This is a genomic window from Pusillimonas sp. (genome assembly GCF_035515275.1).
In the GTDB taxonomy this organism is placed as follows: domain Bacteria; phylum Pseudomonadota; class Gammaproteobacteria; order Burkholderiales; family Burkholderiaceae_B; genus Pusillimonas.
The window spans coordinates 25,077-37,819 of the sequence record NZ_DATJBQ010000149.1 but is presented as its reverse complement, the minus strand read 5'-3'; the positions used below and the strand labels follow the sequence as shown (position 1 = coordinate 37,819).

9 protein-coding genes are annotated in these 12,743 nt (G+C 60.0%); 8 read left to right on the top strand and 1 reads right to left on the bottom strand.

Annotation, left to right across the window (positions count from 1 at the left end):
- Positions 1 to 11: 11 nt before the first annotated feature.
- Positions 12 to 881: a pantoate--beta-alanine ligase gene (gene panC / locus VL003_RS10850; protein WP_325442348.1), complete on the top strand. Its 870-nt coding sequence runs from the start codon at positions 12 to 14 to the stop codon at positions 879 to 881.
- A 106-nt stretch (positions 882 to 987) separates the two neighbouring features.
- Positions 988 to 1,218, top strand: coding sequence for a response regulator transcription factor (locus VL003_RS10845; RefSeq protein ID WP_325442346.1), 231 nt, complete (start codon positions 988 to 990; stop codon positions 1,216 to 1,218).
- Positions 1,219 to 1,300: 82 nt separating this feature from the next.
- Here the strand turns inward: VL003_RS10845 and VL003_RS10840 are convergent, their stop codons facing one another.
- The gene (locus VL003_RS10840; protein ID WP_325442344.1) at positions 1,301 to 1,969 is read right to left on the bottom strand and encodes a hypothetical protein; all 669 of its coding nucleotides are present in this window, start codon (positions 1,967 to 1,969) and stop codon (positions 1,301 to 1,303) included.
- 171 nt (positions 1,970 to 2,140) lie between these two features.
- Between VL003_RS10840 and coaE the strand changes: the two genes are divergently transcribed.
- From coaE to VL003_RS10810, 6 genes are all read left to right on the top strand, one after another.
- The gene (gene coaE / locus VL003_RS10835) at positions 2,141 to 2,761 is read left to right on the top strand and encodes a dephospho-CoA kinase (protein ID WP_325442342.1); all 621 of its coding nucleotides are present in this window, start codon (positions 2,141 to 2,143) and stop codon (positions 2,759 to 2,761) included.
- A gap of 35 nt (positions 2,762 to 2,796) precedes the next feature.
- The gene (gene zapD, locus VL003_RS10830) at positions 2,797 to 3,549 is read left to right on the top strand and encodes a cell division protein ZapD (RefSeq protein WP_325442340.1); all 753 of its coding nucleotides are present in this window, start codon (positions 2,797 to 2,799) and stop codon (positions 3,547 to 3,549) included.
- Positions 3,550 to 3,723: 174 nt separating this feature from the next.
- Positions 3,724 to 4,944: an MdtA/MuxA family multidrug efflux RND transporter periplasmic adaptor subunit gene (locus VL003_RS10825; RefSeq protein WP_325442338.1), complete on the top strand. Its 1,221-nt coding sequence runs from the start codon at positions 3,724 to 3,726 to the stop codon at positions 4,942 to 4,944.
- A 24-nt stretch (positions 4,945 to 4,968) separates the two neighbouring features.
- The gene (locus VL003_RS10820; RefSeq protein ID WP_325442336.1) at positions 4,969 to 8,070 is read left to right on the top strand and encodes an MdtB/MuxB family multidrug efflux RND transporter permease subunit; all 3,102 of its coding nucleotides are present in this window, start codon (positions 4,969 to 4,971) and stop codon (positions 8,068 to 8,070) included.
- The gene (locus VL003_RS10815; protein ID WP_325442334.1) at positions 8,067 to 11,189 is read left to right on the top strand and encodes an efflux RND transporter permease subunit; all 3,123 of its coding nucleotides are present in this window, start codon (positions 8,067 to 8,069) and stop codon (positions 11,187 to 11,189) included. Before VL003_RS10820 ends, VL003_RS10815 begins: the two co-directional genes overlap by 4 nt.
- 62 nt (positions 11,190 to 11,251) lie before the next feature.
- Positions 11,252 to 12,742: an efflux transporter outer membrane subunit gene (locus VL003_RS10810; RefSeq protein WP_325442332.1), complete on the top strand. Its 1,491-nt coding sequence runs from the start codon at positions 11,252 to 11,254 to the stop codon at positions 12,740 to 12,742.
- The last annotated feature ends 1 nt before the right edge of the window (position 12,743 follow it).

The following is a 12,743-nucleotide window of genomic DNA, read 5'->3' as shown; positions in this document are numbered from 1 at the left end:
GGAGAGTTTTCTTGAAAGTCGTACACACCATTGAAGAGTTGCGTGATCAGTTGCGCGGCCAGTTGCATGTTTCGTTTGTGCCGACCATGGGCAATTTGCATGCGGGTCATCTTGCACTGATGAAGCTGGCGCGACAGCATGGCAACCCGGTGGTCGCCAGCATCTTCGTCAATCGCCTGCAGTTCGGGCCCAATGAGGATTTCGATCAGTATCCGCGCACGCTGGCGTCGGACATTGAGAAACTCGAACGCGAGCGCGACGTCTACGTGTTGTTCGCCCCGCACGAACGCGAGATGTACCCCGAGCCTCAAAGCTTTCAGATCCAGCCCCCCAGTGATCTGGGCGGTATTCTCGAGGGTGAGTTCAGGCCTGGGTTCTTTACCGGCGTGGGTACTGTGGTGCTTAAGTTGTTTTCTTGTGTGCAGCCGCGGGTTGCTGTATTTGGCAAGAAGGACTATCAGCAATTGATGGTGGTTCGCAGCATGTGCCGCCAGTTTCAACTGCCTGTGAATATTCTGGCTCATGAAACCGTTCGCGACGAACATGGCTTGGCGCTGTCATCGCGCAACGCCTATTTAACGCCGGCCGAACGCCAGGAAGCTCCCCGTCTGTATGCCACGCTGCAGCAAATTCAGGCCCGCCTTGATTCCGGGGCCTCTGATCGAGTCGAGATCGAAGGCGAAGCCGCCGCCCAGTTGAGCCGCCGCGGCTGGCAGGTGGATTACATGGCCTTGCGTCGGCAGCGCGACTTGGGCGTGCCCAGCCTCGATGAAATACGCAGTGGCGAGCCGCTGGTAGCGCTGGCGGCGGCCAAGCTGGGTTCAACGCGTCTGATCGACAACCTGGAAATGCTCAGCCTGGGTGAAACAGCGCAAAAATAGCATCATTTAACCGCTGTTAAGCGCTTTTTTCTGTCAGAACTGACAGGCGACAAAACATTACCATTCATGACAAAATCCCTTCACTTCTATTCACGAAGAGGAAGTCATGGCTATTGAACCACCCATCGACACATTGATTTCAACCCTGACCCCTCGCGAACGCGATGTCATGCGTTATGTTGCCCTGGGTACGCCCAACAAGATCATTGCGGCCGAGCTTGGTGTTTCACAGCGCACCATCGAGGCGCATCGTGCGCGGTGCTTTCAGAAGCTGCGGGTCCGCAATGCAGTTGAACTGGCGCGCCGGGTCATGTTCTCGCACCAGTTTTCGGGCTAATGGCAGGGGCCGCACGGGCTGGCCCAGTAAGGCTGGGCCAGCCCGTGCGTGTATTCATGAACGTAGCCAGACAGCGGTCAGCTTACTTGCAAACCGGTACTTTGGCGGCGTTGAGCTCGTCGATGCCGTCAACGTCAGCCTGACGGGTAAGGTGATATTCGAGCATGGGCTGGTGGTCGTTAACCGAGTTAACGCGCAGCATATTGTCGTTAACAAAGGTAAAACTGGCCATAGAAGATTCGCTTTCTGCGGTGCGCAAGCGAATGCGCCACGGCTCTATGCCGGTAACCTCCCAACAGCCTTGCTGGGCCGAGCCCGTGGTGGCACCGGCGGCGGTTAATGGTTCAGAGCGTGCTCGCCACTGGCCGTTGGGCGCCAGGGTAAGCGTGGTACGAGCCGCTTCGCACGAGCCGCCCAACAGGCACGGCAGCGTTCCCAGAAATGTTCTGGCTTCGCGTATGGGCAGGGCCTGTGTGTTGATGGCGGCTTTGTCGGCCTGCTCGGCCTCTGTGGGCGCGGCCTGAGCCTGTCGGGGGGCGTTCTCGCCAAACCCCAGTTGCAGTTGCGTCGGAGCACGGCTGGTGGCGCGGCCTTGCGCCTGCGCCTGGGCATCTGTCAAGGTTGATTCCTGCATACGCTGCTGGGTGGGCTGCTGTGCCGCGCAGCCCGCAAGCGTTAGTAACGCGATGCTGGCAATGAACAAACGGGTACGCAAGGGGAACGAAACGCGGGTAGGCGATACGGCTGGCATGGCGGCTTCTTGTTGAGGGTGAGAGGTCAAGGGCCCGGTTTCGGGTGTGGGTATTTCGGGTATCTTAACAGGGTAGATCGCCGCCGCGCACCTGGTTTTTAGAACGCCGGGGTCGCCTTGCAGGCGATTGGCGAGGTACATTGCTGGTTTTGGCACACAAGGTCTGGTCTTATGTTCAAAGTCGGTCTCACTGGTGGTATCGGTTCCGGAAAATCACGCGTCGCCGATTTTTTTCAGGCTTGGGGGGCGGCGGTGATTGACACCGATGTCATCGCCCACGAGCTGACCGCGCCCGGAGGGCGGGCCATTGAAGCCATTCGTAGTGAATTTGGCAGCGCCATGATCGCCGCCGACGGCTCGCTTGATCGTGGCGCCATGCGCGAGCTTGTATTCAAACAACCCGAAGCGCGCACTCGTCTCGAATCGATTCTTCACCCAATGATAGGCCAGGTTACACACGAACAGGCACAGCAGGCTCAAGGGTGTTACCTTGTGTTCGTTGTGCCGTTGCTGGTCGAGTCGGGCCGCTGGCGCGACAAGGTAGACCGGATCTGCGTGGTCGACTGCGATCCGGCAACTCAGATCGCTCGCGTGAAGGCGCGTAGTGGGCTGACGCAACAGGCTATTGAGCGTATCATGTCGGTTCAGGTCAGCCGCGAGACCCGTCTGGCAGCAGCCGACGACATTGTCCTAAACGACGGTGCCACCACCCTTGATCAGCTCGAGGCCCGTTCACGTGTGCTGCACGAAAGCTGGTGCAAGTCGGCCGCTCGGCTCCACTCTCCGGGATAGGCGTAGTGTACTAACCAACATAGGTTTCTGGTCGCGTGATTCTTTATGAATATCCTTGCAACGAACGCGTTAGGACCCTGCTAAGGGTCGAGCATTTGTTTGGCAGGCTTTTTTTCTTTGCCAACGGCCCCGACGTCCATCATCACCAAATAGCCCTCGAAACCCTGTTCGATCTGCTTGATGTTTCCGAGCGCACTGATCTACGCGGCTCCGTGCTTCAAGATCTTGAGCGCCAGCGTCTGTCGTTGGGCGCTTTACGCCAGCATCCGGGCGTTGATACCGCCGCGCTCGACGCCATGCTCAGCGAAATCCAGGATTGCACCGCATCGCTCGGGGCGCAAGGGCGCATCGGTCAAGTACTGCGCGACAACGAGTGGCTGGCCAGCTTGCGCGGGCGCTTGTCCGTACCCGGGGGGTCTTCCCCCGCCGACATTCCTTCGTATTACGCGTGGCAGATCAAAACTCACGACACCCGCGTCAATGATCTCAAAACCTGGATCAGTCCTTTCTTGCCGTTGTATAACGGCCTGGCGCTTATTTTGCGCATGCTGCGCGACTCAAGCGATGTCGAATCGCTCGAAGCCCACCAGGGGGCGTATCAAGAAATGCTGACCGGCAAGACCTATCAGTTGCTGCGCACCTGGGTCGATCCCAAGCTGGGCGTTTTTCCCGAAATGAGCGCCAACAAGTACGTGATCTGGATCAGGTTCTCCAACCAGGACAACGAGCTCAAGCCGCAGCCGGTTACCACCGACATCCCTTTCCGCTTGGCGCGCTGTAACCTCTAACCCGTCCTGCGGGCAGATATGGGTGGTGGCTGGGCGGCGCCGCGCACGCGCCGCAAAGGTGTTGCGGTAGATTTCAATCGTCTTGTTTTTGTTCGCGCCCCTGACGGAATCGGCGAGAATAGCGGCTGAGTTTTTCCCAATGGAGAGCATTGCATGTCGGATCCGTATTCCGGGATGAACAGGCGCCGTGTTGCCCGCTATGGCTGGCTGGTGGGCGTTGTGGTGGTGGCTGCGCTTGGGTATTGGTATTGGGGGGGGCAAAAACAGGCTGTTCCCGATGCGGGTCGACCAGGCAACCCCTTTATGGCAGCCGGAGCAGTACCGGTGCGTGTAGGCCAGGTCCAGGACGACCAGATCGACATCGTTTACCGTGCCATTGGCACCGTTACGGCCTACAACACCGTTATCGTGCGCAGCCGGGTCGACGGCCTGCTGCAGGAAGTGCTCTTCAAAGAAGGCCAGAAAGTCAAGCAGGGCGACGTGCTGGCGCGCATCGACCCTCGGCCTTTTCAGGTGCAGCTGGATCAGGCTTTGGGCCAGCAGCGACAAAACCAGGCTCAGCTGGAAAACGCCCAGCGCGACCTGCAGCGATATCAACTGCTGTATAAACAAAACTCCATCGCCAAGCAGCAGGTCGACGCCCAGGCGGCGCTGGTACAGCAGTTTCTGGGTTCACAGAAAAGCGATCAGGCGGCAGTAGACAATGCCAGGCTGCAATTGAGCTTTACCCAGGTGGTGGCACCGATCGACGGCCGTCTGGGCCTGCGCCAGGTTGATCAGGGCAATCTTATCGCTTCTTCAAGCACCGAAGGCCTGGTGGTGCTGACTCAAACCCAGCCCATCTCGGTGGCCTTCACTCTGCCCCAGGCGCAGGTCCCCGATGTGCTTGAACAATTAAGGCTGGGGCGCACCCTGGACGTTGAAGTCTATGACGGCGCCGGTGCGCGCAAACTGGCGTCGGGCCGGCTTGCATCCGTGGACAATCAAATTGATGTCGCCACCGGTACGCTCCGCCTCAAGGCCCGAGTAGATAACGAGCCCGAAATATTGTTTCCCAATCAGTTCGTCAATGTTCGCCTGAAGGTGCGTGCCGATCTGCCGGCCATTGTGGCACCCTCGGCGGCGCTACAGCAGGGGTCGCAAGGGGCGTTCGTGTATGTCCTGAATGACGACGATACGGTAAGTATCAGGCGCGTCACGCCCGGCGTCATGAACGACGATCGCGTTGCGATTGAAAGCGGCCTGGAAGCCGGTGCGCGGGTGGTCATCGAAGGCGTGGACCGGCTGCGCGAAGGCGCACGGGTAAAGGTGATTACCGGCGACGCCACTGCGGAACCAGCTTCGCCGGCTTCGGCCGGAGGCGGCCGGGGCACTGGCTTGCGGCCTGCGCACTAGGGCTGAAGGGCACCGGGTTACGCCATGAATTTCTCACGTCTTTTCATCCTGCGACCTGTCGCCACCACCTTGATCATGGTGGCGCTGCTTATCGCAGGATTTTTGGCGTATCGGCTGCTGCCGGTTTCGGCCCTGCCCGAAGTCGACTACCCCACCATACAAGTCTCTACCCAGTATCCCGGCGCCGGCCCCGAGGTCATGGCGGCGCTGGTCACATCGCCATTAGAGCGGCAGTTTGGGCAAATGCCGGGGCTGATCCAGATGACGTCGACCAGCTCGGGCGGTGTGTCTTCCATTACCTTGCAGTTTGATCTTGAACTGGCGCTGGACGTGGCCGAGCAAGAGGTGCAGGCGGCCATTAACGCGGCGTCCAATCTGTTGCCCAACGACCTGCCGGCCCCGCCCGTGTACAACAAGGTAAACCCGGCCGATACGCCCGTTATTACATTGGCCGTAACCTCGCCTACCTTGCCGCTGCACGAGGTGCGAGACCTGATCGATATTCGTGTGGCGCAGAAGCTGTCGCAAATAACGGGGGTGGGCCTGGTCAGTATTGCCGGGGGGCAGCGTCCGGCGGTGCGCATTCAGGCCAACCCGCAGGCGCTTGCTGCCCGGGGCCTGGCCTTGTCCGACCTGCGCTCGGCCATTGTGGCGGCCAACGTAAATCAGCCAAAAGGCAACCTCGACGGTCCGCAACGCTCCACGACCATCAATGCAAACGACCAGCTGCGTTCCATTGCCGACTACGAAAGCCTGATTCTTGCTTATCAGGATGGTGCGGCGCTGCGCTTGCGCGACGTGGCGGTTGCGACCCGGGGCGCAGAGAACACCCGCCAGGCCGCATGGGCCGACAACCAGCCGGCCGTGTTGCTGAACATTCAACGACAGCCGGGCGCCAACGTGATCGAAGTGGTGGACCGAGTCAAAGAGTTGCTGCCTTCATTGCGGCAGGCCTTGCCCGTCGGGGTTGACGTAACGGTGGCGTCCGACCGCACCGAAACCATCCGTGAGTCGGTCAGCCAGGTTCAGTTCGAGATGCTGCTGGCAATCGCCCTGGTGGTCATGGTGACCTTTGCCTTCCTGCGCAGCTGGAACGCCACCTTCATACCCAGCGTGGTCGTTCCGCTGTCGTTGGTCGGAACCTTCGCCGTCATGTATTTGGCCGGGTTCAGCATCAACAACCTGACTCTCATGGCGCTGACCATTGCGACCGGCTTCGTGGTGGACGACGCCATTGTCATGATCGAGAACATCGCCCGGCACATCGAGCAGGGCGAAAGCGCCTTGCAGGCAGCGCTGAAGGGGGCCGCCCAGATCGGCTTTACGCTGGTATCGCTGACCCTGTCGCTGATTGCCGTATTGATACCCTTGCTGTTCATGAGCGATGTGATCGGCCGGCTGTTCAGCGAGTTCGCCATTACGCTGGCGGTCGCCATATTGCTGTCGCTGGGCATTTCGCTGACCCTGACCCCCATGATGTGCGCCCGCATGTTGCGGCCTGAATCCGAGCGCTCATACAGCCGATTCCAGCAATGGTTGGGCCAAGGCATGGATCGTCTGGTCGCTGCGTACGACCGCGGGCTGATCTGGGTGCTGGCCCATCAGCGGCTGACCTTATGGGTGGCGGTGGGCACACTGTTGCTCACGGCCCTGTTGTATGCCCTGGTACCCAAGGGGTTCTTTCCGCAGCAGGACACCGGGCAAATTCAGGCGATCAGTCAGGCGCCGGCTTCTGTTTCCTTCAGTGCCATGGCCGAACGTCAGAAAGAAGCCGCAGCCGTTATTTTGCAAGACCCGGATGTCGCGGCGGTGACGTCATTTATCGGCGTGGACGGCACCAACCCCACCCTCAATACGGGGCGCATGCAAATTGCGCTGGCGCCTCTCGCCGAGCGCGACGCCAAGGCCGACGCGATCATACGCAGGTTGAACGAGCAACTGGCCCAAATACCCGACATACAGGTATTTATGCAACCGGTGCAAGACCTGAAAATCGAAGACCGCATCAGCCGAACGCAGTATCAGATGTCATTGTCCGACCCTGATCGCGCGGTACTGATCGAATGGGCGCCGCGCCTGGAAGCAGCCATGCGGCAGTTGCCTCAATTGGAAGACGTCAACAACGACCAGCAGTCGGGCGGCTTGCAAACGGTGCTGGAAATTGACCGCGACGCGGCGGCCCGCCTGGGCATTTCTACCGCCGCCGTTGACGAAGCCTTGTACGACGCCTTTGGCCAGCGTCTGGTTTCAACCATATTTACTCAGTCGGCCCAATACCGGGTGGTGCTTGAGGTGGATGAGCAGTTTCGTCGCGACCCCGGCGCATTGAATAATATCTATATTCGCAGCGGGTCGGGCGGCATGACCCCTTTGACCAGCGTGGTCAGGGCATCGCAACAAGCGGGGCTGTTGTCTATAGAGCGCCTCGGGCAGTTTCCGGCCGCAACGCTGTCGTTCAACCTGGCGCAAGGCGTAGCCTTGTCGGATGCGGTCGACGCCATTGTGCGGGCGCAAAGTTCGCTGGGCATGCCGGCGACCATCGAAATGCAGTTCCAGGGCGCCGCGCGTGCCTTTGAGGCCTCGTTGTCGAGCACGTTATGGCTGATGCTTGCGGCGGTGGTGGCGATGTATATCGTTCTGGGCATTCTGTACGAAAGCTACATTCACCCGGTCACAATCTTGTCGACCTTGCCTTCGGCTGCGATTGGAGCCTTGCTGGCCTTGTTGCTTACCGGCAAGGAACTGGACATGATCGGCATCATCGGCATTATTTTGCTGATCGGCATCGTCAAGAAAAACGCGATCATGATGATCGACTTTGCCCTCGATGCCGAACGGGGGCGAGGCCTGGCGCCGCGTGACGCCATTTACGAAGCGGCCTTGTTGCGGTTTCGGCCCATACTCATGACCACGTTTGCAGCGCTGTTCAGCGCCATACCTCTGATGCTCTCCACCGGTGCGGGGTCCGAGCTGCGGCAGCCGCTGGGCCTGGTCATGGTGGGCGGGCTGATTTGCAGTCAGTTGCTTACCCTGTTCACCACGCCGGTCATCTATTTGATGTTCGATCGGCTCTCACGCCGCGCCGGGCGGACCAGACGAGGCGTCGCCCCGCAGGTGCAGCCATGAAATGGCTCACACTGTTCATTGTGCGGCCGGTGGCTACGACGCTGCTGTGCATCGCGTTGGTGCTCTCGGGCGTATTGGCCTACCGGCTGCTGCCGGTGGCTCCATTGCCCGAAATCGATGTCCCGATGATCTCGGTCACTGCCAGCATGGCGGGTGCCAGCCCGGAGACCATGGCCTCGAGCGTGGCCATGCCGCTTGAACAGGCCCTGGGTTCAATTGCCGGCTTGCAAGAGATGTCGTCGCGCAACTCCGAGGGGTCGACTCGCATCACCCTGATGTTCGACATAGACCGGGATATCAACAGTGCCGCCCGCGACGTTCAGGCCGCCATCAATGAGGCCCGCGCCATGCTGCCTTCGGGGCTGCGCAACAGCCCCACTTACAACAAAGTGAATCCGTCATCGGCCCCCATTATGGTGTTGGCGTTGACGTCCGATGTGGCAACGCAGGGTCAGCTGTACGACCTGGCCTCTACCGTCATTGCGCAGAAGCTATCTCAGGTGTCGGGAGTGGGCGAGGTGACGGTGGGTGGTAGTTCATTGCCTGCGGTGCGGGTAAACCTGAACCCGCAGGCGCTGGTCAGTGCAGGGGTTTCGCTGGACGAAGTGCGCGCTGCCTTGTCCAATGCCAACACCTTGCGACCCAGCGGTATTGTCGAGAACGAGCGGCATCAGTGGTGGTTGCAGTCCACCACGCAACTGACCCGGGCGGCTCAGTATGCGCCCTTGATCATTGCGTGGCGCAACAATGCACCCATACGGCTGAGCGACGTGGCAACCGTCGAGGATTCAGTCGAGCAGATATACAACGTTGGTTACTTCAACGACAAGCGGTCGGTATTGCTGATTGTTCGCCGTCAGCCCGACGCCAACATTATTGAAACGGTCGACGCCATACGCGAGCAGCTGCCCGTGTTTCAGGCGATGGCGCCGGCACATGTAAACCTGACTATCGCGCAAGATCGTACACCCAGCATACGGGCCTCGCTGCACGAGGCCGAGCTGACCCTGTTTATTGCGGTGATTCTGGTGGTGCTGGTGGTGTTGCTGTTTTTGGGCAATTGGCGGGCGGCCCTTATACCGAGCGTCGTTGTGCCGGCTTCGCTCATTACCACCTTTGGCCTGATGTGGTGGTTCGATTTCAGCTTGAACACCATTTCTCTGATGGCGCTTATTGTGGCGACAGGCTTTGTCGTTGATGACGCCATTGTTGTGCTCGAGAATATCTCGCGCCATATCGAACGAGGTATGTCGCCGTTTCGCGCAGCCATACGCGGTGTGCGCGAAGTGGGCTTTACGGTGACCGCCATGAGCCTGTCGCTGGTGGCCGTGTTTATTCCCATCTTGCTCATGGGTGGCTTGCTTGGGCGTCTGTTTCAAGAGTTCGCCATTACGCTTACCGCGGCGATTCTGGTCTCGTTGTTGTTGTCTTTGATACTGACCCCCATGATGTGTTCACGCCTGCTAAAGCCTAAGGCTGCGGGCAAGCGCGAGCCGGGCTTTCTGGGACGCAGCCTGCAGGGGGCGGGCGACCGCATGCTGCAGGGCTACCGCATATCGCTGAATTGGGCCTTACGGCACAGCCGACTTATGTTGCTGCTGTTGCTGGCCACCATAGGCTTGAACGTGTACCTGTATTCGGTCGTACCAAAAAGTTTTTTCCCACAGCAAGACACCGGTCAGCTAATGGGTTTTTTCAGGGTCGATCCGGGCACCTCGTTTCAGGCCGCCCAGCCCAAGCTCGAGAAGTTTCGCGACGTCCTGCTGCAAGACCCCGCCATCGATACCGTCACTATTTTCATGGGCGGGCGTGGCGGCAGTACCTCAAGCTTCATGATGATCCAGCTAAAACCGCTGCAAGAGCGCGGCGTGGCGGCCATGGATGTTGTCAACCGTTTGCGTGGGCGCTTTGCCAATGAGCCGGGGGCCAGACTAACTCTTATTCCCGAGCAAGACCTGCGTGGGGCGGGGCGCCGCGGTTCGGGTTCGTACGATTACTCGTTGATGGCCAGCGAGCTGCCCTTGCTCAAGACCTGGGTGGCACGTGTGCGCGAGGCCATGGCCGGGCTGCCCGAGCTTGTCGATGTGGAGGACGACGTCGAAGACAAAGGCCAGCGCGTTGAATTGGTGATTGACCGAGATGCGGCAGCCCGCCTGGGCGTTGACATGTCCCTGATCTCGTCTACGTTGAACAACGCGTTCAGCCAGCGTCAGGTATCGGTCATTTATGGGCCGCTGAATCAGTACCACGTGGTCATGGCCGTCGACCCGCGCTATTCGCGCGATGTCGAATCGCTTAAACAGGTGCAGGTCATTACCGCTGAGGGCAACCGCATACCCCTGGCGGCGTTTACGCGTTTCGAGTCGGGCACGGCGCCTACCAGTGTCAGGCACGAAGGCTTGTTCGCGGCCGAGAACATCTCTTTTAATCTTGCTCCCGGCGTTACGCTGCCCGAGGCGGTAGCGGCCATAGAAGCGGCCGTGGCCCGCATCGGCTTGCCCAGCGACCAGATTCAGGCGGGCTTTCTGGGCGATGCGCAAGACCTGCAGAAAGCCGTGCAGCAGCAACCCTGGCTGATACTTGCCGCGCTGGTCACCATGTATATTGTGCTGGGCATGCTGTACGAAAGTTATGTGCACCCCATCACGATTTTGTCCACGCTTCCTTCGGCGGGCATTGGCGCCTTGCTGGCCCTGCTGTTGCTTGGCCACGAGTTTTCCCTGATCGCGCTTATCGGGGTGTTCTTGCTGATCGGCATCGTCAAGAAGAACGCGATCATGATGGTCGACTTTGCGCTGCAAGCAGAGCGACAGCGCCACCTTTCCACGCGTGATGCCATCTACGAGGCTTGCCTGGTGCGCTTCCGGCCGATCATGATGACCACGATGTCGGCTTTGTTCGGGGCCTTGCCGCTTATTTTTGCCACCGGTGCGGGCGTCGAAATTCGCCAGCCGCTGGGCATTACGATTGCCGGCGGCCTGATTCTTAGCCAAGTACTTACCTTGTATACGACGCCGGTAGTCTATTTGTATCTGGACCGTTTGCGCCTATGGACCGCAGGTCGGTTTGGGGTGCGCAGGCCGGGTAAAGCCAGGCCGCCGAAGTCAGTCGTCCAGTGAAGCTGCCCTCGTCGCAGCGCATGACGGCATCCATTTGGGCCGCCAGGCATGAAGAGAGAGAAATGTTCAAAACTGATTTGAGTTTTCAGCAGCGGTTCTCAGGTTGGCGAACCAGCAAACGTCTAGGGGTGCTGGTCTTCAGTTTGATTCTGGCAGGCTGTGCCGTCGGGCCCGACTACCGCTTGCCGGTCGTGCAGGTGGGCAGCCACTACAAAGAGGCGCAGGGCTGGAAGCCCGCTCAGCCCGGTGACCAGGCTCCTCGCCCCGATTGGTGGCGCAGCTTTGAAGACAATGAACTAAACGGGTTGATGGACGAGATGCTGGGGGCCAACCTTAGCATTGCACAAGCCGAGGCTCGCTACCGACAGGCGCAGGCCTTGGTCCGATCGGCCGGCGCCGGCTTTTTCCCCACCATTGGTTCTACTGTCTCGGCGACGCGCTCGGGTGCGGGTTCGGGAGGCGCCGGCGCCTCGGGCGGCACAACCGGTAGTCAGTACAGTTTGTCCGGCAACGTCAGTTGGGAGGTCGACTTATGGGGGCGCGTGCGGCGCACGGTCGAGGCCGGCCAGGCGGGTGCTCAGGCCGGTGCTTCCGACGTGGCGGCTACGCGCCTGAGCATGCAATCGACATTGGCTCAAACCTATTTTCAGTTGCGGGCCTTTGATACCGAGAAAGAACTGTTTGGAAAAACGGTGCAGGCCTACGAGCGTTCGTTGGAAATGACCCAGAACCGCTACGCGGCTGGGGTGGCCGCGCAGGCGGATGTGGCCACTGCGCGCACTCAGCTTGAAAATGCGCGCGCCCAAATGCTGGCCTTGGATCGTCAGCGTGCCCAACTGGAACATGCCCTGGCGGTGTTACTGGGTCGCCCGCCTTCGCAACTGGATGTCACTGTCGGTGCAATAAGCACGGTACTTCCCGCTGTGCCGGTGGGCTTGCCTTCGCAATTGCTGGAGCGTCGTCCCGACATTGCTGCTGCCGAGCGCCGTACCGCTGCCGCTAATGCCCGTATCGGCGTGGCGCAAGCTGCATGGTTTCCCGATCTGACGCTTAGCGTCCAAGGCGGCTATCGGGCAAGCCAATGGGCGCAGTGGTTGAGTGCGCCGTTTCATTTCTGGTCGTTGGGGCCCGCGCTTGCGCTAACCGTGTTCGACGGCGGGGCACGTCAGGGGCAACTGGACGAAGCACGCGCCGCGTACGATGAGCAGGTGGCGGCTTACCGCCTTACGGTACTAACCGCCTTGCAAGAGGTAGAAGACTACCTGGTCGCGCTGCGTGTACTCGAGCAGGAACAAGAAACCCAAGGCCGTGCATTGGCCTCGGCGCGTGAGTCCTTGCAACTGACGCAGAATCAGTATGACGCGGGCCTGATCGATTATCTGAGTGTGGTGCAGGTGGAGGCGACGGCGTTAAGCGCCGAGCGTGCCGCAGTTTCGCTGCGTCTGAGCCGCCTGTTGGCATCCGTGCAATTGATGACGGCGCTGGGTGGGGGCTGGCAGGTACCCGAAGACTGGCAGCAGCCTCGGCCGGCCGAGGCTGAAGTCGATGAATGAA